Here is a 21,486-nt window from a genome sequence, read left to right on the forward strand (position 1 = left end):
AGCGGCTCAGCCTGTCGAGGCGCCAGCCATGGGTCTTCGGATCTTGATGGTTTCCGGCCCGCGGGCAAGCCACGACCGTGCTCCCTCCCCGACCGGGGGAGGGAGTGCTGGTCATGCCATGCGAACGCGTGGAAGGGTTTCGGCCTCAGGCCTTGATCAAGCCGGCCGCGCGGGCCCACTTGTATTTGGCGCCGAGCACCTCGACGGGCGTTTCCGTCGTGTAGGGATAGGCCACGATGCCGTGGTCGTAGAGCTTCTCGCAGGCGAGCTCGACCTCGGTATCGCCAACCAGCGACGCGACGATCGGCTTGTCGATACCCTTGGCGCGGGCCTCGTTGACCACCTCGATCATCTTGTCGGCGAAGACCAGCGGCGGCGTCACGATGGTGTGCCAGTAACCGAGGATCAGGGCATGGATGCGATCGTCGGTCAGGCCGAGGCGCACGGTGTTTTGGTAGGTCAGCGGCGGCTCGCCGCCGGTGATGTCGACCGGATTGCCAGCGGCGCCAAAGGGCGGAATGAACTTGCGGAACGCCGCATCCAGGTCGTCCGGCATCTTCATCAAGGTCAGGCCATTGTCGAAACAGGCATCCGACAAGAGCACGCCCGATCCGCCGGCGCCGGTGATGATCAGAACGTTCTCGCCCTTCGGCGCCGGCAGCACCTGCACGCCGCGGGCATATTCCAGCATGCCGCGCAGCGACGGCGCCCGGATGACGCCGGAGGCCTTCAGGATGTCGTCATAGATCTTGTCATTGCCGGCGAGCGCGCCGGTGTGCGAGGCCGCCGCCTTGGCGCCATAGGCCGTGCGGCCGGCCTTCAGCATGATCACCGGCTTCTTTTTCGAGACCCGCGAGGCGACTTCGGAAAAGGCGCGCCCGTCCTTCAGATCTTCGCAATGCATGGCGATGAGCTGGGTGTTCGGATCCTGCTCGAAGAAGGTCAGGAGATCGTCCTCGTCGATATCCGACTTGTTGCCGAGGCCGACGATCGACGACACGCCCATCTTGGTCGAGCGGGCAAAGCCGATGATCGACATGCCGACCCCGCCGGATTGCGACGAGAGCGCCGCCTTGCCCTTGACGTCGAAGGCCGTGCAGAAGGTCGCGCAGAGGTTCTCCGGCGTATAATAGAAGCCGTAGATATTGGGCCCCATGATGCGCACATTGTTCTTGTGCGCGGTCGCCAGCAGCTCGTCCTGCAGCGCCTGATTGTTGGTTTCGGCGAAACCCGAGGGGATCATCACCGCGCCCGGGATCTGTTTGCGGCCGACCTCTTCCATGGCGGCGACGCACAGATGCGCCGGCACGGCGAAGACCGCGACATCGACCACGCCGGGATAGTCGAGCACCGACTTGTAGGCTTTGACGCCCTCGATCGTATCGGCCTTCGGATGCACCGGCACGATGGTGCCCTTGTAGCCGCCATTGATCAGGTTCTTCATCACCGAATTGCCGATCTTGCCGGCCTCGTTCGACGCGCCGATCACCGCCACGGCGACCGGGTGGAAGATCCGGTTCATCGATGCGACGATCGCCGCCTGGTCGGGCCGGAAGCGCTGCACGCGCGGTTCGAAATTGCAGACGATGCGGGCATCGACCGCGGTCGCGCCGGATTTGGTGGCGAAGACCGGATTGAGGTCGAGCTCCTCGATCTCGGGGAAATCGTCGAGCAGCGCCGAGACCTGCACCAGGATGGCGGCCAGCGCCTCGCGGCTGACCGGATCGGCCCCGCGCACGCCGTCGAGCACTTCCTTGGCCTTGATCGAACCGATCATGTCGAGCGCCTGGGCGGTGCTCACCGGCGCCAGGCGGAAGGTCAGATCTTTCAGCACTTCGACGAGGATGCCGCCGAGGCCGAAGGCGACCAGCTTGCCGAAGGACGGATCGGTAATGGCGCCGACCAACGTCTCGGTCGCGCCCGACGGCAACATCTGCTGTACCTGGACGCCTTCGACCTTGGCGTCAGCCTTGTATGTCCGGGCATTGGCCAGGATCGTGTCATGAGCGACACGGGCCTCGGCATCGCTCCTGACCCCGACGATGACGCCGCCGGCATCGGTCTTGTGCAGGATGTCGGCCGAAACGATCTTCATGACGACGGGGTAACCCATGCTGGCAGCGAGCTTGACCGCCTCGTCGGCCGATTTGGCCAGGCCTTCCTTGGGCAGCGGGATGTCATAGGCGTCGCAGACGATCTTCGCCTCGGGGGCGGTCAGGCCGGTGCGGCCGTCCGCCTTGACGCCATCCAGGACCTTGCGGACGATTGCTTTGTCGACCGCGGCGTCGCGCTGATCGATCCGTACGGCAGCTTGGTTCACCATGATGGATTTCCTCCCGTGGAAATTTTTTCCGCCAAATCCGCAGTCGCGCCGTGCGGTTGTCCCGCACATCTGCTGGGGTAATCTTGGCGTTTGGTATTTGGCATGCCAATCATCATTGCTGTCAAGAGGGGGAGATTGGCCACGGCGAATTTTAGCGCAGGCCGCCGCTGGCCACGCCGACGGCGCTTTGGCGCGCGCGGGGCGTGAAGGATGAGGGGCCGTACCGCCAACTCCTGGCATTATGGATACCAGCAGTTGGCAGGGCGGATTCTTTCGGCTACCGTCGTGTCCGTCACAAGCGCCGACATAACGGCGCGGGACCAACGGAACTTCAGGTTCCGAACGGGGAGGATGTTCGGCGGATGAGCCAGCAGCACGACCACAACGTCCAGCTCTTCGAGCATCCGGGTCTTGGCCGGAAGCGTGCGAAATCGACGCCGAAAGGCCGGCAGGTCGATCCCCGCGCGCTCGAGGAGATCGACGCGCTGCTGGGCGACCGTTCACGCCGGCGCGATCTCTTGATCGAACACCTCCACCTGATCCAGGATCGCTATCATCAGATTTCGGTCGCCCACCTGGCGGCGCTGGCCGACCAGATGAAACTCGCCTTCGCCGAGGTCTTCGAAACCGCGACCTTTTACGCCCATTTCGACATCGTGAAGGAGGGTGAGCCGTCGATCCCGCCGCTCACCGTCCGGGTCTGCGACAGCCTGACCTGCGCGATGCATTGCGCGCAGGACTTGCTCGACACCCTTGAAAAGACCGTCCCCGCCGGCGTCCGCGTGGTGCGGGCGCCCTGCCTTGGCCTGTGCGATCATGCGCCGGTGGCCGAGGTCGGCCACCATTTCGTTCACCGCGCGACGCCGGAGACGGTCACCGCCGCGATCGCCGCCGGCGACACCCATGTGCACAGGACCGACTATGTCGATTATGCCGCCTATGTCGCCGGCGGCGGCTATGCGCTGCTGAACGACCTGCGCGCCGGTCGGCGCAGCATCGAATCGATCCTCGCCCTGCTCGACGATTCCGGCCTTCGCGGTCTCGGCGGCGCCGGTTTCCCGACCGGGCGCAAATGGCGCGCCGTGCGTGGCGAGCCCGGGCCGCGTTTGATGGCGGTCAATGGCGACGAGGGCGAGCCCGGCACCTTCAAGGACCGCTATTATCTCAACACCGATCCGCACCGCTTCCTGGAAGGCACGTTGATCGGCGCCCATGTGGTGGAAGCAAGCGACGTCTATATCTATCTGCGCGACGAATATCCGCTGGCGCGCGAAATCCTGACCCGCGAACTCGCCAGGCTGCCGCCGGGCGGCCCGGTCATCCACATGCGCCGGGGCGCCGGCGCCTATATCTGCGGTGAGGAATCCTCGCTGCTCGAAAGCCTGGAAGGCAAGCGCGGCCTGCCCCGCCACAAACCGCCCTACCCGTTCCAGGTTGGCCTGTTCGGCCTGCCGACCCTGATCAACAATGTCGAGACGCTCTACTGGATCCGCGACATCGTCGAGAAGGGCAATGGCTGGTGGAATGCGCACGGCCGCAATGGCCGCGTCGGTCTGCGCAGCTATTCGGTCTCCGGCCGCGTCAGGGAACCCGGCGTCAAGCTGGCGCCGGCCGGCGTCACCATTCGCGAGCTGATCGAGGAATTCTGCGGCGGCATGCAGGACGGCCACCGCTTTCACGCATATCTGCCCGGTGGCGCATCCGGTGGCATCCTGCCCGCCGCGATGGACGACATCCCGCTCGATTTCGGCACGCTCGAAAAACATGGCTGCTTCATCGGCTCGGCCGCCGTCGTGGTGCTCTCCGACCGCGACGACATGCGTGGCGCGGCGCTGAACCTGATGCGCTTCTTCGAGGACGAGAGCTGCGGCCAGTGCACGCCCTGCCGGGTCGGCACGCAGAAGGCCGTCACGCTGATGCAGCGTCCGGTGTGGGACCAGGACCTGCTCGGCGAGCTGTCGCAGGCGATGCGCGACGCCTCGATCTGCGGCCTCGGCCAGGCGGCAGCCAATCCGTTGACCTGCGTGATGCGTTACTTCCCGGAAGAATTCATGACGAAGGACGCTGCGGAATGAGCCAGACGATCACCTTCGAACTGAATGGCGAGCGCGTCGAGGCACGCTCCGGCGAAACCATCTGGCAGGTCGCCCAGCGGCTCGGCACCGCCATTCCGCATCTCTGCTATCAGCCCGAGCCGGACTACCGCGCCGACGGCAATTGCCGCGCCTGCATGGTCGAGATCGAAGGCGAGCGCGTGCTGGCCGCCTCCTGCATGCGCAAACCGACGGTCGGCATGAAGGTGCATAGCGACACCGAACGGGCCGACAAGGCGCGCAAGATGGTGATGGAACTCTTGGTCGCCGACCAGCCGGCGCGCGCGACCTCGCATGATCCGACCTCGAAGTTCTGGGCCTGGGCCGACAGGACCGGCGTCACCGAAAGCCGTTTCCCGGCCGCCCGGCGCTGGCCCTCCGACGTCAGCCACACCGCGATGAGCGTCAATCTCGACGCCTGCATCCAATGCGGCCTGTGCGTCAGGGCTTGCCGCGAAGTCCAGGTCAACGACGTCATCGGCATGGCTTATCGTGGCGCCGGCGCCAAGATCGTCTTCGACTTCGACGACCCGATGGGCAGTTCGAGCTGTGTGGCCTGCGGCGAATGCGTCCAGGCCTGCCCGACCGGCGCGCTGATGCCCGCGGCCTTTCTCGACGACCGCCAGACCCGCACGGTCTGGGCCGACAGGAAAGTCGATTCGCTTTGCCCCTATTGCGGCGTCGGCTGCCAGGTGAGCTACAACGTCAAGGACGAGAAGATCATCTATGCCGAGGGCCGTGACGGCCCGGCCAACCACAACCGGCTGTGCGTCAAGGGCCGCTTCGGTTTCGATTACATCCATCACCCACACCGGCTGACCAAGCCGCTGGTGCGGCTCGCCAACATGCCCAAGGACGCCCGCGACCAGGTCGACCCGGCCAATCCCTGGACCCATTTCCGCGAGGCCTCGTGGGACGAGGCGCTCGACATTGCCGCCAGCGGCCTTGCCCGGATCCGCGACGAGAAGGGCCGCAAGGCGCTGGCCGGTTTCGGTTCGGCCAAGGGTTCGAACGAAGAGGCCTATCTGTTCCAGAAGCTGGTGCGCACCGGTTTCGGTTCGAACAATGTCGACCATTGCACCAGGCTGTGCCACGCCTCGTCGGTGGCGGCCTTGATGGAAGGCGTCAATTCCGGCGCCGTCACCGCCCCCTTCGCGGCGGCTCTCGACGCCGAGCTGATCCTCGTCATCGGCGCCAATCCGACGATCAATCATCCGGTCGCCGCGACCTTCATGAAGAACGCCGTCAAGACGGGCGCGAAACTCGTCATCATGGATCCGCGCCACCAGACCCTGTCGCGCCATGCCTGGAAACATCTGGCCTTCAAGCCCGGCAGCGACGTCGCCATGCTCAATGCGCTGCTGCACACGATCATCACCGAGGGCCTGACCGACGAGCAATACATTGCCGGCTATACCGAAGGTTACGACCGGCTGAAGGCGAGCATCCAGGCCTTTCCGCCGGAAGAGATGGCGGCGGTCTGCGGCATTCCGGCCGAGACCTTGAAGGAGGTCGCGCGCGCCTATGCCCGCTCGCGCGCTTCGATCATCTTCTGGGGCATGGGCATCAGCCAGCACGTCCATGGCACCGACAATGCCCGCTGCCTGATCGCGCTCGCCATGGTCACCGGCCAGATCGGCCGGCCGGGCACCGGTCTGCACCCCCTGCGCGGCCAGAACAATGTCCAGGGCGCCTCCGATGCCGGCCTCATTCCGATGGTCTATCCGGACTACCAATCGGTCGAGAAGGACGAGGTCCGGGCGATCTTCGAGACGCTCTGGGGCCAGTCGCTCGATCCGAAGAAGGGTCTCACCGTCGTCGAGATCATGAATGCGATCCATGCCGGCGACATCACCGGCATGTATATCGAGGGCGAGAATCCGGCCATGTCGGACCCCGACCTCAACCATGCCCGCGGCGCGCTGGCCAAACTCGACCACCTGGTCGTGCAGGACCTGTTCCTGACCGAGACCGCCTTCCATGCCGACGTGGTGCTGCCGGCCTCGGCCTTCGCCGAAAAGGTCGGCACCTTCACCAATACCGACCGCCGGGTGCAGATCGCCCGCCAGGTCGTACGTCCGCCCGGCGAGGCGAAACAGGATTGGTGGATCATCCAGGAAATCGCCAGGCGCATGGGCTGTGCCTGGAGTTATGGCGGGCCCGCCGATGTCTTCGCCGAAATGGCGCTGGTCATGCCCTCGTTCAGGAACATCACCTGGGAACGCCTGGAGCGCGAAGGCGCGGTGACTTATCCGGTCGACGGGCCGGACCAGCCGGGCAACGAGATCATCTTCGCTAAGGGGTTTCCGACCGAAAGCGGCCGCGCCCGGATCGTGCCGGCGCATATCGTGCCGCCCGACGAATTGCCCGACGACGACTATCCGATGGTGCTGTCGACCGGCCGGGTGCTGGAACATTGGCACACCGGCTCGATGACCCGCCGCGCCGGCGTGCTCGACGACCTCGAACCCGAGGCGGTCGCCTTGATGTCTCCAAGGGATCTCGGCCGCCTCGGCATCGCACCCGGCGGCCTGGTCCGGCTGGAGACGCGGCGCGGCGCCATTGCCGTGAAGGTGCGCTCCGATCGCGACGTGCCTGAGAACATGGTGTTCATGCCGTTCTGCTACGCCGAGGCCGCGGCCAACCTCTTGACCAATCCGGCGCTCGACCCGATGGGCAAGATCCCCGAATTCAAGTTCTGCGCGGTGCGCGCCCGGGCCGAGCACGATCATATGAGCACGGCTGCCGAATAAGTCGGTTGCAGCCCAACAACAGAAACGCCGGTGGAGCCCTGGCTTCGCCGGCGTCGTCTTGTGCGTTTTTGCGGCCAGTGCAACGGCCGGCTCCACCAAAAAAAGGGCGGAACCCCTGAAAGGTTCCGCCCCTAGTCGCTCTCGAGGAGCCAAGGAGGGTGGGCACTGCCAGGCTAGAGGGCGGGGCTACTCCGCGGCGACCCGCGGCCGGGCGCCGGTGGCCCCCGACTCGGTGATCGCCGCGATGCGGTTCTCGTCGAATTTCAGCACGTCGCGCAGAACCTCTTCGGTATGCTCGCCCAAAAGCGGCGACCGTTTCACGTCGGTCGGGCTGTTGGACAGTTTGATCGGGTTGCCGACCGACAGGTACTTGCCGCGCTTGGGATGATCGACCTCGACCACCGTGCCGGTCTCGCGCAGCGATTTCTCTTCGGCGATCTCCTTCATCGACAGGATCGGGCCGCAGGGAATGTCATATTGGTTGAGCAGGTCCATGGCCTCGAACTTGGTCATGGTCATGGTCCATTGCTCGATCCGCCCGAAGATCTCGTTCAGGCGCGGCAGGCGGGCCGGCGGCGTGGCGTAGCCGGGATCGGTCTTCCAGCCCTGCTCGCCGATGACATCGCAGATCGCCTCCCAGACCGGCGCCTGGGTGATGAAATAGATATAGGCGTTGGGATCGGTCTCCCAGCCCTTGCACTTGAGGATGCGGCCGGGCTGGCCACCGCCGGAATCGTTGCCGGCGCGCGGCACGGCCTCGCCGAACGGCACGCCTTCGCCGAATTGGCTGAACTCGCTCAGCGGACCATGCGCCAGGCGCTGCTGGTCGCGCAATTTGACCCGGCAGAGATTGAGAACGCCGTCCTGCATGGCGCAATCGACCTTCTGGCCGAGGCCCGAATGGGTGCGGTGATAGAGCGCCGTGACGATGCCCAGCGCCAGATGCAGGCCGGTGCCGGAATCGCCGATCTGCGCGCCGGTGACCAGCGGCGGTCCTTCCCGGAAGCCGGTGGTCGAGGCCGAGCCGCCGGCGCATTGCGCGACATTCTCGTAGACCTTGCAATCCTCGTAGGGGCCCGGGCCGAAACCCTTGACGGAAGCGACGATGAGGCGCGGATTGACCTCATGGAGCTTCTTCCAGGTCAGCCCCATGCGGTCGAGCACGCCGGGCGCGAAATTCTCCACCAGCACGTCGCAGATCTTCACCATCTCCCACAGCACTTCCATGCCCTTGGGGTTCTTGGTGTCGAGCGTGATCGACCGCTTGTTGTGGTTCAGCATGGTGAAATAGAGGCTGTCGGCGTCCGGCACGTCGCGCAACTGGCCGCGCGTGATGTCACCGGCGCCGGGACGCTCGACCTTGATCACGTCGGCGCCGAACCAGGCCAGCAACTGGGTGCAGGTCGGCCCGGACTGGACATGGGTGAAGTCTAGGATTTTGACGCCTTCGAGGGCCTTGCTCATGGAATCCTCCCGTTCAGGATGTCTGTTGGTGCCAGGGGCGGCTTCGGCCCGCTGCGGTTTTCAAAAAGGCGGCGCCGCGGCGCCGCCTCGTTGGTCGAGGAAGCGGCTCGAACGAGCCCGTCACTTCTTGCGGACCACGCTTTGTGGATTGAGATTGCCGATGCGGCCGCTCTCGGTGCCGGCGCCCGGGTCGATCGCGGCGTTGATCAGGGTCGGTCGGCCGGAATCCATCGCCGCGTTCACCGCGCGGCTCAGCTCGTCCGGCGTCGTCGCATGGACACCGACGCCGCCGAAGGCCTCCATCATCTTGTCGTAGCGCGAGTCCTTGACGAACACGGTCGTCGCCACGTCCGGGCCCCCCGTCGGATTGACGTCGGTGCCGCGATAGATGCCGTTATTGTTGAAGATGACGATGCAAACCGGCAGGTTGTACCGGCAGATCGTCTCGACCTCCATGCCGGAGAAGCCGAAGGCGCTGTCGCCTTCGACCGCCAGCACCGGCTTGCCGGTTTCGATGGCCGCCGCGATGGCGAAGCCCATGCCGATGCCCATGACGCCCCAGGTGCCGACATCCAGGCGCTTGCGCGGCTGATACATGTCGATGATGCCACGGGCGAGATCGAGCGTATTGGCGCCCTCGTTGACCAGGATGGCGTCCGGCCGCTCCTTGACGATGGTCCTGAGCGCACCCAGCGCGCCGTGGAAATCCATTGGCGCCGAGTTCTTCATCAGCCGCGGCGCCATCTTGGCGATATTTTCTTCACGCTTCGATTGGACGGCGCCGATCCAGTCGGCCGGCGGTGCCGGCCATTGGCCATCGATGCCGTCGAGCAGCGCCTGGACGCAGGAGCCGATATCGCCGACCAGCGGCGCGACGATCTCGACATTGCTGTCCATCTCTTTCGGCTCGATGTCGATCTGGATGAACTTTTTCGATCCGGGCTCGCCCCAGGTCTTGCCCTTGCCATGGGACAGCAGCCAGTTCAGGCGGGCGCCGATCAGCATCACCACGTCGGCATCTTTCAGCACGGTCGAGCGCGCCGCGCCCGCGCATTGCGGGTGCGTATCGGGCAGAAGCCCCTTGGCCATGCTCATCGGCAGGAACGGAACGCCGCTCTTTTCGACCAGCGCGCGAACGGCGTCATCGGCCTGGGCATAGGCCGCGCCCTTGCCGAGAATGATCAGCGGGCGCTTGGCGCTCTTCAGCACATCGAGCGCACGTTTGACCGCGGCAGGCGCGGGGATCTGGGCCGGCGCCGCGTCGATGACCTTGACCAGCGACTTTTGTCCGGCTTCGGCGTTCATGACCTGGGAGAACAGCTTGGCCGGCAGGTCGAGATAGACGCCGCCCGGGCGGCCGGAGACCGCTGCGCGGATCGCGCGGGCCAAGCCGATGCCGATATCGGCCGCGTGCAGCACGCGGAACGCCGCCTTGCAGAGCGGCTTGGCGATGGCGAGCTGGTCCATCTCTTCGTAGTCGCCCTGCTGCAGGTCGACGATCTCGCGCTCGGACGAGCCGCTGATCAGGATCATCGGGAAACAGTTGGTGGTGGCGTTGGCCAGCGCCGTCAGGCCGTTGAGAAAGCCCGGCGCCGAGACGGTCAGGCAGATGCCGGGCTTCTTCGTCAGGTAGCCGGCAATCGCCGCCGCATTGCCGGCGTGCTGTTCGTGCCGGAACGAGATGACGCGGATGCCGGCCGCCTGCGCCATGCGGCCGAGATCGGTGATCGGGATGCCCGGCACGCCATAGATCGTGCGGATATCGTTGAGCTTCAGCGCGTCGATCAGGAGGTGAAAGCCGTCGGTCAGCTCCTGCGCCGTGTCGGCCTGGTCCGAGGCATCGCTCGCGACCTCTAATGTTGCCGTGCTCATGTGCGTTTTCCTCCCGTTTTTGTCTTCACCGCCCATCTTGGATGGGACGGCGCCGTTTCCTTGCCCCTGAGAAAGATCAAGCGAAGAATTCCCCGCCGTGCCTTTCGACATAAGCCGCAAGCCCCAGGGTATGTTGACGCGACAGCTGCTCGGCCCGGTCGGCATCGCGGCTCTCGATCGCATCGATGATCGCCACGTGATCCTTGATCGATGCGCTGATCCGCTCGGCCCGCCCGATGGTGATCCGGCGAATGCCGCGCACATGCAGCAGCAGGTTGGCCGTCAGGTCCTCGAGCAGCTGCGATCCGCCGAGCTGGATGATCGCCTGATGGAAGCTGATATTGGCGGCGGAATATTCCTCCAGGTGATCGGCGGGCTGATGTTCCGCGCCGAACTCCTTGAAGATCAGCCTTAGGTTCGCGATCTCCCTGGCCGGCGCCAGGGCGGCGGCGCGCCGCGCCGCCATGCCCTCGAGCGCCGCCCAGGCTTCGATCATCTCGACGATCTCGCGCAGGGACTTCTTGATGACGATGATGCCGCGGCGGGGGATCGGCCGGACGAAACCTTCGTTCTCCAGCATGGTCAGGGCTTCGCGCACCGGCGTGCGGCTGACCCCGAGCTGCTCGGACAACTGGCGTTCGTCCAGCCAGATGGTTTCCGGGCTGCTGTAGAGATCCATTTCGGTGATCGCGCGCTTCAGATCGGCATAGACCCGCTGCTTGAAGGTCTGCTCCGGCTTGACCATCTCAATGGTCAGGGCCGCGTCGCCGCGGCTCGCCAGCGAGGTCCGGATGAATTCCGTCGACGTTCGGCTCGATTGGACCTTCACAGCGCCTCGCAGAGGTCTGGGCGACATTTGGCACGTCGTATGCCAGATATGTGGCATGCCAGTCGTCGGCCTGTCAATGGCATTGCAAATCGGCTTCGCAGCCCGCTGATCTTGTGCGTTGCAATATTTTGTGAGCTGCGTTGCAATATGGCGCATGGCGATCTGGTGTCTGGCATGCCAGATAGAGATCACCCATCGGACTGGAGACCGACATGACGACCCGACTTCTCATGCAGTACCGCCGCCGCCCGAGCCTGGCCCAGCGCCTCTGGGCGCCGATCGGTGCCTTCCTCGATCATGTTGCCGTCATCAATGCGCGCAACGGCGCGACCGGGCCGTTCGGCCTCTGATTCAGCCTTCGGCTGGCTGTTCGAATTCACCGAGGGAGGGCGCAAGCTCTCCCTTTTTGTTTGAGACGGCCAGGGCTGGCGCCGCATTTTTCGGCACCATTTTGTCTTGCGCACTGGCATAACATATACCAAACTCCCCCCAAGTGAGTGACGGCAAGTCGCCATGACAACACAATCAGGGGTAGGAAATGAACGATATTGCGCAAGGAGGAGCGGCAGCTCCACGCGTCAGCGATAGCTACCGTTGGACGCAGCTCGCCATTGGCGTCGTCTGCATGGTGATGATCGCCAACCTGCAATATGGCTGGACCTTCTTCGTTCCGGACATCCAGAAGAAATTCGGCTGGGACCGCGCCGCGATCCAGTGGGCGTTCACCCTGTTCGTGTTGTTCGAGACCTGGCTGGTGCCGATCGAAGGCTGGTTCGTCGACAAATACGGCCCGCGCATCGTCATCATCTTTGGTGGCGTGCTCTGCGGCATCGGCTGGGTCATCAACGGTTATGCCGAGACGCTCAGCGGCTTCTATCTTGGCCAGGTCATTGCCGGCATCGGCGCCGGCGCCGTCTACGGCACCTGCGTCGGCAACGCCCTGAAGTGGTTCCCGGACAAGCGCGGCCTGGCCGCCGGCATCACCGCGGCCGGCTTCGGCGCCGGCTCGGCGCTCACGGTTGCGCCGATTCAGGCAATGATCGAGGGTTCCGGCTTCCAGGCCGCCTTCATCAATTTCGGCATCGGCCAGGGCGTCATCGTCGTCATCATGGCCTTCTTCCTGTTCGCGCCGCTCGCCGGCCAGGTTCCGACCGTTGTCGCCAACGCCAACATCATCCAGACCCGACGCAACTACAAACCGACCGAGGTGCTGCGCGAGCCGATCTTCTGGCTGATGTATTTCATGTTCGTCATCGTCGGCGCCGGCGGCCTGATGATCACCGCCAACCTCAAGCCGATCGCCGCCGACTTCAAGATCGACAACATCCCGGTGACGCTGATGGGCGTGACCATGACGGCGATCACCTTCGCGGCCACCATCGACCGCGTGCTGAACGGCCTGACGCGCCCGTTCTTCGGCTGGGTCTCCGACAATATCGGCCGCGAGAACACCATGTTCATCGCCTTCGCCATGGAAGGCGTCGGCATCTACATGCTCTATCTCTGGGGTCACGATCCGATCTGGTTCGTGCTCCTGTCGGGCTTCGTGTTCTTCGCCTGGGGCGAGATCTACTCGCTGTTCCCGTCGACCTGCACGGACACGTTCGGCGCCAAATTCGCGGCCACCAATGCCGGCCTGCTCTACACGGCAAAAGGCACAGCTGCGCTGCTCGTGCCGCTCGCCAACTACATGCAACAGACCTCGAACAGCTGGGACGGCGTCTTCCTGATCGCGGCGGGGGCGAACATTCTCGCGTCCTTCCTCGCCATCGCCGTGCTGAAGCCCTGGCGCCGCGGCGTCGTGGCCAGGGCGCAGGTGCCCGAGACCCCGGCAATGCGCCCAGTCTGATCCCCTCAGTCCTGGCGAACGGGAGGGCCGCGACCGGCAAGGGTCGCGGCCTTTTCTTTTATGCGACCGGATGTTGCGATTGCATGATGTCGCGATTTCATGCAACTCCGACTTGAACGATCGGAGATATTGACTAGATATCGCCTGGCCCTATCCCGGTCGACATCATCCGAGCTTTGTTCGGCAAGCGACGAACATGAGCGCCGCGACCCGTGTTTCGCGCGACGATGAGAACCGGGGTATCGGATGCGCTGGAGGATCGCCGTCATGACGTCACCGATTGCCGTTCAACCGCAGGCCGCAGACGCGGCGGCATCCGCCCGCGCGCCGGAAAGGCACCGTGTCGTAATCGTCGGCGGCGGCTTCGGCGGGCTGGAGGCGGTCCAGCGGCTGTCCGGCCTGCCCGTCGCCATCACCCTCGTCGACCGGCGCAACCATCATCTTTTCCAGCCATTGCTCTATCAGGTCGCCACAGCTTCGCTGGCGACCTCCGAGGTCGCCTGGCCGATCCGCAGCATTCTGCGCCGGCGTCCCGATGTCACGACCTTGCTGGCCACCGCGATCGGCGTCGACGCCGATGCGCACCGGCTGCTGCTCGATGACGGCGGTGGGCTGTCCTACGACACGCTGATTCTGGCCACCGGCGCCCGGCACGCCTATTTCGGCCATGACGAATGGGAGCCTTTCGCACCCGGGCTGAAGACGCTCGAGGATGCCACCACGGTCCGCCGCCGCATCCTGCTCGCCTTCGAGCGCGCCGAACGCGAAACCGACCCCGAGCAGCAGGCCGCGCTCCTGACCTTCGTGATCGTCGGCGCCGGCCCGACCGGCGTCGAGCTCGCCGGCACCATCGCTGAACTCGCCCGCGACACCTTGCCGCCGGACTTCCGCAACATCGATACCCACAAGGCGCGTGTCTTCCTGATCGAGGCGGGCCCGCGCGTGCTGGCGGGTTATGCCGAGGACCTTTCGGCCTATGCGCAGCGCTCGCTCGAACGGCTCGGCGTCGAGGTCGTCCTTGGCCAGCCGGTCTCCGAATGCACCGCCGACGGCGTCACTTATGGCGACCGGCAGCTGGCCGCCAGGACGATCATCTGGGCGGCCGGCGTCAAGGCCTCGCCGGTGGCGGAATGGCTCGGCGCTCCAGCCGACCGGGCCGGGCGATTGATGGTTGCCCCGGATCTCACCGTGCCCGGCCGTCCCGATATCTTCGCCATTGGCGACACGGTGACGATCTCGGCTCCCGACGGAAAGCCGGTCCCCGGCATCGCGCCGGCGGCGAAACAGCAAGGCCGCTACGTCGCCGAGGTCATCAAGGCGCGCCTGCGCGGCGAGGCCGCGCCCGCGGCCTTCCGTTACAAACATGCCGGCAGCCTGGCGCAGATCGGCAAGCGGCTGGCGGTGATCGATTTCGGCCGCATCAAGCTGCGCGGCGCGCTCGCCTGGTGGATCTGGGGCATCGCCCATATCTATTTCCTGATCGGCCTGCGCACCCGGCTGACGGTCGCGGTCAACTGGCTGTGGATCCACGCGCGCAACCAGCGCAGCGCCCGGCTGATCACGCAAGGCCGCAATCCGCCGGACCGGCCGGTCGAGCCTTGAACGGCGGGCCGCCACGGTCCCGCGCTGGCCACGCTCAGATCAGCTGCAGCCCCTTGAAGCTGACATGGCCGTCGCGGCCGACGATGATGTGGTCATGCACCGCTACGCCCAGGGGCTTGGCGATCTCGATGATCTGCTGGGTCATCAGGATATCGGCGCGCGACGGCGTCGGATCGCCGGACGGGTGGTTGTGGACCAGGATCAGCGCGGTCGCCGAGAGCTCGAGGGCCCGTTTCAGCACCTCGCGCGGATAGACCGGCGTGTGGTCGATCGTGCCCTCGCCCTGTACCTCGTCGGCGATCAGCGCGTTCTTCTTGTCGAGATAGAGCACGCGAAATTGCTCGCGTTCGGCAAAGGCCATGGCCGAGCGGCAATAGTCGATGACGCTGGACCAGGACGACAGCACCGGGCGGCGCTCGATCCGGCTCCTGCCGAAACGCACGGCCGCCGCCTGGATCACCTTCAGCTCGGTGATCGCCACGGCGGTCATGCCATCGATCTCGGCGAGCCGGAGCTCGGGCGCGGCGGCGACTTCGGCAAACGACCCGAAGCGCTTCAGCAAGGCCTTGGCAAGCGGTTTGACATCGCGCCTGGGAATGGCGCGGAACAGCACGAGCTCGATCAGTTCGTAGTCGGCCAAAGCGTCGGCGCCGGCCTCGCGGAAGCGCTTGCGCAGCCGCTCCCGATGGCCGTGGAAATGCGGCGGCTCGGTTGCATCGGGCAAAGTTGCTTCGCTCTTCTCGGTCATTGGCGCGCGGATCCCTCGACCGAACGCTAATCGACCCCGCGCCTTTGCTGTGTTCCGGTCGAATACGGATGGCCCCGACGCGGGCCGTGGTCATGGGCTGCCAAGCCACGGCAGGCCGGCGATGCCTGTGCCGTCCTTGGACCCACTATCGGCGGGATCGCGCGAAGTCGACGAAAGCCCTGAGCTTCGGCGGCGTCAGCCGGCGGCTCGGATAATAGATGTGAAGGGGATCATAGGCTGGGCAATAGGCCTCCAGAACCTTGACCAGCGTGGCGTCGCCGATCCGGGCGGCCGCCAGCCGCTCGACGACGAAGGCCAGGCCAAGGCCCCTGGCGGCAGCATCCACCATCAGCGGCATGGTGTTGGCCGACAGCCGCGGATCGGGCCTATAGGCAATGTCACGCCCGTCCACGACGAAATCCCAGGGCGCGATCGCGCGGTTCGAGGCGAGCCGGTAGGCGATGCAGGCATGGCCATCCAGATCGGCCGGCCGTGCCGGCGTTCCGTGGCGGGCCAGGTAATCAGGGCTCGCCACGACGGCGGTGCGAAGCGCAGCGCTGACGCGCACCGCGATCATGTCCTGTTCCAGCAATTCGCCGATGCGTATGCCGGCATCGAAGCCTTCGGCCGCCAGGTCGACGAAGCCGTCATCGAAGACAAGGTCGAGCTTCACGTCCGGATAGGCCTTGAGGAACGGCGTCATCAAGGGTTCCATCAGGAGCGGGCCGGCGATCCAGGGCACGCTGATGCGCAGCAGTCCGGCCGGATGATCCCGGGTTTCCTTCAGCGCGGCGCCGGCCGTCAGAATTTCTTCCGCCGCCGGCCCGACCCGATCGAGATAGGCCGCGCCCGCTTCGGTCAGGCCGACGCTGCGGGTGGTGCGATTGAGCAGCCGGACACCCAGGCGCGCCTCCAGCCCGCGCACCGCCTCGCTCAGGGACGGCGGCGATACGCCGAGTTCAGCCGCCGCGCGGGTGAAACTCTTCGTCTCCGCCACCTTGAGAAAGGCAATCAGGCCGCTGAGCTGGTCCAACCGCATTATGAGGATTTCCCGAATAGCCTGGAAGGATATAGCCGGTTTTTTAGCATTAGGAACCTGACGCATGGTCTCCGGCAGCGCGACCCAGACATCGCGCCTGACCCTTATCCTGCCTGGGAGCCCGCCATGCCCGACAGCCGACAGAACGACCCACGGCTCAGCAGGCGCGCGACGCTGCTCGCCGCACCGATTGCCGCAGGTTTCGCGGTCGCCCCGCTGGCCGGCGCGCCGGTTGCGGCTGAATCCGGCGGGCCGGCCACGGCTTCATCGAACCCGACGCGAAACCGAATGCAGGGAAAGGTCGCCCTGGTCACTGGCGCGGCGCGCGGCATCGGCCGCGCCAGCGCCGTCCTGCTCGCCCGCGAAGGCGCCGATATCGTTGCCCTCGACATTGCCGCACCGATTGCAAGCGTCACGCAATATCCGGCGGCAACCCCGGCCGATCTCGAAGAAACGGCGCGCCTGGTGGCGGCAACCGGCCGGCATTGCTTGTCCATCCGCGCCGACGTCCGCGACCTGCCGGGCCTGCGTGAAGCGGTTGCCCGAACCCTGCGCGATCTCGGCAGGCTCGATGTCGCCGTCGTCAATGCCGGCATCGGCATGTGGGGATCGCTCGCGGCGATGACCGATCGCCAGTGGGGCGATGTCATCGACATCAACCTGACCGGCGCGGCCAATACCATTCGGGCCGTGCTGCCGCCCATGATCGAGCGGCAGGACGGACGGATCGTGGCGATCGCCTCGGTCGGCGGACGCGCCGGTTTTGCCGATGTCAGCGCCTATTGCGCCAGCAAATGGGGGCTGATCGGCCTGGTCAAATCGGCCGCTCTCGAACTCGGCAGATCCAATGTCCGGATCAATGCCGTCTGTCCGACCGCGGTCGATACCCCGATGTTCCGCAGTCCCAATGGCCAATATCGGTCGGCCTTGCCGGAGCTCGGCCGGCTGCCGACGAATGCCGACATGATCGAGCTGATGCTCCGGACACACGCCCTGCCGGTGCCTTGGGTCAGCCCGGACGACGTCGCCGGCGCCGTGCTGTTTCTGGCTTCCGACGAAGCCCGTTACCTGACCGGCGGCGCGGTCGACGTCGGCGCCGGAAGCAATGCCCGCTACACGGCCTGAGGGTTGTCGAAACCGCTCAGCGCGCCGGATCGGGCATCGACGCGGCGGGCTGCCACAGCTCGATCGGATTGCCTTCCGGATCATGGATGCGGCAGAAACGGCCAACCTCGGAGTCCCATTCCGCGCGGGTCTCGGTCGCGATGCCGGCGGCCTTCAGGTCGGCCATCATCCGGTCGAGATCGTCGACCCGGAAATTGACCATCCACTGTTGCGCCGCCCGGCCGAAATAGGCGGTGTCCTCGGCGAAGGGCGAAAACACCGTCGGGCCGGCAGTCTGGCTCCAGACGCTCCTGGCGATATCGTCGATCCCGAGATGGGTCTCGTACCAGGCAGCCAATGCCTTGGGGTCGCGGGCGCGAAAGAACAGCCCGCCAATGCCTGTCACCTTGGCCATGTTCGGTCTCCGACAAACGCCATGACATTGGCCGATATCGTCGGTCACCGCGCGGCGACACGCAACCGCACGGCCGCCGCATGGCAGCACGCCGCGTCCAGCCATGCCCGAATCGCCGCCATGCTCATCCCATCGACAGGGGTTGAAAGCCCTTGCCCTCGCGGCGCCGGCAGACGACTTTGGCGCCGATGGAATGAGGAGACGTTTGCGATGGGCACGTTCAAGGCGGTGGTGGTGACCAAGGGCGAGACCGGCACGACGGCCGCGCTGTCGACCTTCGACGAAAACGACCTGATGGACGGCGATGTCACCGTCCGCGTCTCGCATTCGACGCTCAACTACAAGGACGGCCTGGCGCTGACCGGCAAGGCGCCGGTGATCCGGCGCTTCCCGATGATCCCCGGCATCGACTTCGCCGGCGTGGTCGAGACCTCGAGCCATGCCGATTTCAAGCCCGGCGACGCCGTCATCCTCAATGGCTGGGGCACCGGCGAGACCCATCTCGGCGCCTTCGCCGAAAAGACCCGGGTCAAGGGTGACTGGCTGGTGCCGCTGCCCGCCGGGTTGTCGTCTGCCGAAGCCATGGCGGTCGGCACTGCCGGTTACACCGCCATGCTCTGCGTCATGGCGCTGGAACGCCACGGCATCCGGCCGGACCGGGGGCCGGTGGTGGTAACCGGCGCCGCCGGTGGCGTCGGCTCGGTCGCCACCGCGCTGCTCGCCAAGCTCGGCTACCACGTCATCGCCTCCACCGGCCGGCCGCAGGAGGCCAGCTATCTCACCGCGCTCGGCGCGGCCGAGATCATCGATCGTGCCGAATTGTCGGGCCCGGCCAAGCCGCTCGCCAAGGAACGCTGGGCCGGCGGTGTCGATTCGGTCGGCTCGCACACCCTCGCCAATGTGCTCGCCATGACCCGTTACGGCGGCGCGGTCGCGGCCTGCGGCCTCGCCCAGGGCATGGACCTGCCGACCACCGTGGCACCCTTCATCCTGCGCGGCGTGTCGCTGCTCGGCGTCGATTCGGTGATGGCGCCGAAAACGCTGAGGCTCGAGGCCTGGTCCAGGCTGGCGCGCGATCTCGATCGGGAGAAGCTCGCCACCATCACCTCGACCATCCCGCTCGAGAGCGTCATCGAGGCTGGTCAGGCGATCATCGAGGGACGCATTCGCGGCCGGGTTGTCGTCACGATTGATTGAGCCAACCCGCCGAATCCTGAAAGCCGCACCAAATATTGCTGTTGCGAGCCGGTTCGGCTCGCAACAGATGTCGAGGTAAGGACAGGATCATGATGCCGTTGCGCCGAACAGTCGTGCATTGTTTCCTTCTGGCCGGGCTCGGCTTGGGACTGTCCGGTTTGGGATTGCCCGGCCTGGGGTTGACCCGGCACGCCATGGCGCAGGTCCGCATCCCCGGCGACCCGGCCACGCCCGGCGGTCCGCTCGGCCTGCCGCTGGGCAGCGGCGACCCTCAGCAGCAAATCCTGCAACAGCAGCAACAGCTTCAACAGCAACAGCGCGACCGCGACGCCCAGCAGTTGCAGCAGCAGCAGATCCAGCGCCAGCAGATCCAGGATCAGCAGAGGTGGCAAAGAAGCCTGCAGCAGCAACAGCGCGGCGAGCAGGTCCAGCCACGCTTCCAGCCGCAGCCCGTGCAGGGACGCCGGCCTTCGCCGCCGATCACCAGGCAGCCGCCGCCATCCGACCAGGGCTCGGATTGCCGGACCGTCGAGCGCCGCCTGCGCGGCGGCCGGGTCGTGCAGCGGCGGGAATGCCGGGTTTGCGACCCGCCGATCGAAAATTACGGCGTGCTGGTCGAGGCCCGCCGCCCGCGCTGCCGCGTGGTCTCCCGCCCGGTCGGCTGACCCGGACACGGGTGGCCGATTGTTGCGGCCGGGCCGGCCCGTTGGCGGTCCGCAATGCGAGGGATGGTCGTTGCATCGCAAAACGGCCATCATGGGCGCCGAACGTGAGACCGGTATGACCCGAACGCGCCTCGTTATTTTCGGTGTTCTCAGCGCCATCGTCGGCTGCGCCGCGCTTGCGACCTTTTGGGTCAATCGGCCGACGACGTTGACCTTTGCCATTGGCCCGGCCGGCTCCGAGGCAGCCAAGCTTGTCGATGCCCTGAGGCTGTCGCTGTTGCGCGAGCGCTTGAGCGTCCGCCTGAAACTGATCACCTCGGATTCGCCGAGCGACAGCGCCGCCAAGATCGATCGCGGCGATGCGGACCTCGCCGTCGTGCGCGCCGACATCGCCTTCCCGCCCTCGGCGCTCGCCGTGGCGATTTGGCAGCGCAATCCGGTAGTGCTCGCCGCACCCGCCAGCTCCGGCATCGAGCGCTGGACCGACCTGCCCGGCAAGGCGGTCGGCGTCGTCGGCCGCGGCACCGGTTTCAACGTCCGCCTGGTCGAGACCATCCTGCGCGAGCACGGCATCCAGCCCTCCAGCGTCCGGCTCCTCGACATCCAGCCGTGGGAAGCCGGCGACGCCTTCAAGAAGCTGAAGATCCAGGCCCTGGTGACCATTGGCCCGGCCTCGGCCAAGCCGGTCGCCGACGCCATGGCCGGGCTGATCCGCGAGGCGCCGGAAGGGCGCATCACGTTGGTGCCGATCCGCGAAGCCGAAGCCATGGCCGACCGGGTCTTCTTCCTCGAATCGATCGATGTGGTCGCCGGCTCCTTCGGCTCCAATCCACCGCGGCCGCCGGAGAGCTTCCCGACCCTTGGCGTCGTGCACTATCTGGTGGCGCGGCGCACTTTGGCCGACACGGTGGTGTCGGAATTCACCCAGCAGCTGTTCACGCTGCGCCCGGCCCTGGCGACCCAGCATCCGGTGGCCTTTCGCATCGAGGTGCCGGAGACCGAAAAGGGCTCCTCGGTGCAGGTCCACCCGGGCGCGCTCGCCTATCTCACCGGCGAGCAGAAGACCTTCCTCGAACTCTACAGCGACTATCTCTACCTCGCGATCTTCGCGCTCTCGCTCGGCGGCTCGGCGATTGCGGCACTGGCCGGCTATTTCGGCATGGGCCGGCGCGAGGTCGACCCGGGACGGCTGCCGGAGGTCCTGCACCTGTTGCGCGATATCCGCGCCACCGACGATCCCGACGAACTCGACCGGATCGCCCAGCGCGCCGACGACATCTTTGTCGAATCGATCGAGAAGTCGAAGGACCCGGGCTTTGATGAAGGGCGGTTCGCCACCTTGACGCTGGCCCTCGACCGGCTCAACGCCGCGCTGGCCGACCGCCGCCGGGCGCTGGCCATGCAGAGCGAATATGACGACGAGGACGACGGCCTGAGCGGCGACGGCCCGGCCGTGGCCCGGCCGGTGGCGTCGCGGGGGTGACGGACCAGACGGGTGACGCTATAGCTTCGGGCCATCGTGGAAGGAGGGTC

At 66.0% G+C, this 21,486-nt stretch carries 16 protein-coding genes; 9 read left to right on the forward strand and 7 right to left on the reverse strand.

The window, feature by feature from the left end; translation table 11 throughout:
• Positions 1-145: 145 nt before the first annotated feature.
• The gene (locus tag E8M01_RS11850; RefSeq protein ID WP_136960307.1) at positions 146-2,323 is read right to left on the reverse strand and encodes an acetate--CoA ligase family protein; all 2,178 of its coding nucleotides are present in this window, start codon (positions 2,321-2,323) and stop codon (positions 146-148) included.
• A gap of 362 nt (positions 2,324-2,685) precedes the next feature.
• Here E8M01_RS11850 and E8M01_RS11855 point away from each other — a divergent pair, with 362 nt between their 5' ends.
• The gene (locus E8M01_RS11855; protein ID WP_136960308.1) at positions 2,686-4,398 is read left to right on the forward strand and encodes an NADH-ubiquinone oxidoreductase-F iron-sulfur binding region domain-containing protein; all 1,713 of its coding nucleotides are present in this window, start codon (positions 2,686-2,688) and stop codon (positions 4,396-4,398) included.
• Positions 4,395-7,169: a formate dehydrogenase subunit alpha gene (gene fdhF, locus E8M01_RS11860; protein WP_136960309.1), complete on the forward strand. Its 2,775-nt coding sequence runs from the start codon at positions 4,395-4,397 to the stop codon at positions 7,167-7,169. The genes E8M01_RS11855 and fdhF overlap by 4 nt, the downstream gene beginning before the upstream one ends.
• Positions 7,170-7,355: 186 nt before the next feature.
• On the opposite strand, the gene frc is transcribed toward fdhF, so the two are convergent.
• From frc to E8M01_RS11875, 3 genes are all read right to left on the reverse strand, one after another.
• A complete protein-coding gene (gene frc / locus E8M01_RS11865) occupies positions 7,356-8,633 on the reverse strand; it encodes a formyl-CoA transferase (RefSeq protein ID WP_136960310.1) in 1,278 nt (425 codons plus the stop codon).
• A 120-nt stretch (positions 8,634-8,753) separates the two neighbouring features.
• The gene (gene oxc / locus E8M01_RS11870) at positions 8,754-10,505 is read right to left on the reverse strand and encodes an oxalyl-CoA decarboxylase (RefSeq protein WP_136960311.1); all 1,752 of its coding nucleotides are present in this window, start codon (positions 10,503-10,505) and stop codon (positions 8,754-8,756) included.
• A 76-nt stretch (positions 10,506-10,581) separates the two neighbouring features.
• A complete protein-coding gene (locus tag E8M01_RS11875) occupies positions 10,582-11,250 on the reverse strand; it encodes a GntR family transcriptional regulator (protein ID WP_136964580.1) in 669 nt (222 codons plus the stop codon).
• A 296-nt stretch (positions 11,251-11,546) separates the two neighbouring features.
• Here E8M01_RS11875 and E8M01_RS35040 point away from each other — a divergent pair, with 296 nt between their 5' ends.
• From E8M01_RS35040 to E8M01_RS11885, 3 genes are all read left to right on the forward strand, one after another.
• Positions 11,547-11,684: a hypothetical protein gene (locus tag E8M01_RS35040; protein ID WP_170181872.1), complete on the forward strand. Its 138-nt coding sequence runs from the start codon at positions 11,547-11,549 to the stop codon at positions 11,682-11,684.
• A gap of 188 nt (positions 11,685-11,872) precedes the next feature.
• Entirely contained in the window at positions 11,873-13,183 is a 1,311-nt protein-coding gene (oxlT, locus tag E8M01_RS11880) for an oxalate/formate MFS antiporter (protein WP_136960312.1), read from the forward strand.
• 267 nt (positions 13,184-13,450) lie between these two features.
• On the forward strand, positions 13,451-14,785 hold the full coding sequence (locus tag E8M01_RS11885; RefSeq protein WP_136960313.1) for an NAD(P)/FAD-dependent oxidoreductase: 1,335 nt from the start codon (positions 13,451-13,453) through the stop codon (positions 14,783-14,785).
• Positions 14,786-14,819: 34 nt separating this feature from the next.
• Here the strand turns inward: E8M01_RS11885 and radC are convergent, their stop codons facing one another.
• Together radC and E8M01_RS11895 are read right to left on the reverse strand one after the other, a co-directional pair.
• Positions 14,820-15,533 carry a RadC family protein gene (radC, locus tag E8M01_RS11890; RefSeq protein WP_136960314.1) on the reverse strand — a complete coding sequence of 238 codons (714 nt, stop codon included), beginning with the start codon at positions 15,531-15,533 and terminating at the stop codon, positions 14,820-14,822.
• Positions 15,534-15,678: 145 nt separating this feature from the next.
• The gene (locus E8M01_RS11895) at positions 15,679-16,572 is read right to left on the reverse strand and encodes a LysR family transcriptional regulator (protein WP_136960315.1); all 894 of its coding nucleotides are present in this window, start codon (positions 16,570-16,572) and stop codon (positions 15,679-15,681) included.
• 126 nt (positions 16,573-16,698) lie between these two features.
• Between E8M01_RS11895 and E8M01_RS11900 the strand changes: the two genes are divergently transcribed.
• Positions 16,699-17,697 carry a mycofactocin-coupled SDR family oxidoreductase gene (locus tag E8M01_RS11900; RefSeq protein WP_136960316.1) on the forward strand — a complete coding sequence of 333 codons (999 nt, stop codon included), beginning with the start codon at positions 16,699-16,701 and terminating at the stop codon, positions 17,695-17,697.
• Positions 17,698-17,713: 16 nt separating this feature from the next.
• Here the strand turns inward: E8M01_RS11900 and E8M01_RS11905 are convergent, their stop codons facing one another.
• Complete coding sequence (locus E8M01_RS11905) at positions 17,714-18,091, reverse strand: VOC family protein (RefSeq protein WP_136960317.1); 378 nt, start codon at positions 18,089-18,091, stop codon at positions 17,714-17,716.
• A 210-nt stretch (positions 18,092-18,301) separates the two neighbouring features.
• Here E8M01_RS11905 and acuI point away from each other — a divergent pair, with 210 nt between their 5' ends.
• The 3 genes from acuI (at position 18,302) to E8M01_RS11920 (ending at position 21,436) form a co-directional block, all read left to right on the forward strand.
• The gene (gene acuI, locus E8M01_RS11910; protein ID WP_136960318.1) at positions 18,302-19,288 is read left to right on the forward strand and encodes an acrylyl-CoA reductase (NADPH); all 987 of its coding nucleotides are present in this window, start codon (positions 18,302-18,304) and stop codon (positions 19,286-19,288) included.
• An 89-nt stretch (positions 19,289-19,377) separates the two neighbouring features.
• Complete coding sequence (locus E8M01_RS11915) at positions 19,378-19,953, forward strand: hypothetical protein (protein WP_136960319.1); 576 nt, start codon at positions 19,378-19,380, stop codon at positions 19,951-19,953.
• Between the two features lie 115 nt (positions 19,954-20,068).
• Positions 20,069-21,436, forward strand: coding sequence for a TAXI family TRAP transporter solute-binding subunit (locus E8M01_RS11920; protein ID WP_170181873.1), 1,368 nt, complete (start codon positions 20,069-20,071; stop codon positions 21,434-21,436).
• Positions 21,437-21,486: the final 50 nt, after the last annotated feature.

The sequence above is a fragment of the Phreatobacter stygius genome (assembly GCF_005144885.1).
GTDB classification, from domain to species: Bacteria; Pseudomonadota; Alphaproteobacteria; order Rhizobiales; family Phreatobacteraceae; genus Phreatobacter; species Phreatobacter stygius.

Bases quoted from the DNA above. Each gene is read 5' to 3' on its own strand.
- oxc (WP_136960311.1), bottom strand. From the start codon at position 10,505: ATGAGCACGGCAACATTAGAGGTCGCGAGCGATGCCTCGGACCAGGCC.
- radC (WP_136960314.1), bottom strand. From the start codon at position 15,533: ATGACCGAGAAGAGCGAAGCAACTTTGCCCGATGCAACCGAGCCGCCG.
- E8M01_RS11855 (WP_136960308.1), top strand. From the start codon at position 2,686: ATGAGCCAGCAGCACGACCACAACGTCCAGCTCTTCGAGCATCCGGGT.
- frc (WP_136960310.1), bottom strand. From the start codon at position 8,633: ATGAGCAAGGCCCTCGAAGGCGTCAAAATCCTAGACTTCACCCATGTC.
- oxlT (WP_136960312.1), top strand. From the start codon at position 11,873: ATGAACGATATTGCGCAAGGAGGAGCGGCAGCTCCACGCGTCAGCGAT.
- acuI (WP_136960318.1), top strand. From the start codon at position 18,302: ATGGGCACGTTCAAGGCGGTGGTGGTGACCAAGGGCGAGACCGGCACG.
- E8M01_RS11850 (WP_136960307.1), bottom strand. From the start codon at position 2,323: ATGGTGAACCAAGCTGCCGTACGGATCGATCAGCGCGACGCCGCGGTC.
- E8M01_RS11920 (WP_170181873.1), top strand. From the start codon at position 20,069: ATGACCCGAACGCGCCTCGTTATTTTCGGTGTTCTCAGCGCCATCGTC.
- fdhF (WP_136960309.1), top strand. From the start codon at position 4,395: ATGAGCCAGACGATCACCTTCGAACTGAATGGCGAGCGCGTCGAGGCA.
- E8M01_RS35040 (WP_170181872.1), top strand. From the start codon at position 11,547: ATGACGACCCGACTTCTCATGCAGTACCGCCGCCGCCCGAGCCTGGCC.
- E8M01_RS11900 (WP_136960316.1), top strand. From the start codon at position 16,699: ATGCCCGACAGCCGACAGAACGACCCACGGCTCAGCAGGCGCGCGACG.
- E8M01_RS11875 (WP_136964580.1), bottom strand. From the start codon at position 11,250: ATGGTCAAGCCGGAGCAGACCTTCAAGCAGCGGGTCTATGCCGATCTG.
- E8M01_RS11905 (WP_136960317.1), bottom strand. From the start codon at position 18,091: ATGGCCAAGGTGACAGGCATTGGCGGGCTGTTCTTTCGCGCCCGCGAC.
- E8M01_RS11895 (WP_136960315.1), bottom strand. From the start codon at position 16,572: ATGCGGTTGGACCAGCTCAGCGGCCTGATTGCCTTTCTCAAGGTGGCG.
- E8M01_RS11915 (WP_136960319.1), top strand. From the start codon at position 19,378: ATGATGCCGTTGCGCCGAACAGTCGTGCATTGTTTCCTTCTGGCCGGG.
- E8M01_RS11885 (WP_136960313.1), top strand. From the start codon at position 13,451: ATGACGTCACCGATTGCCGTTCAACCGCAGGCCGCAGACGCGGCGGCA.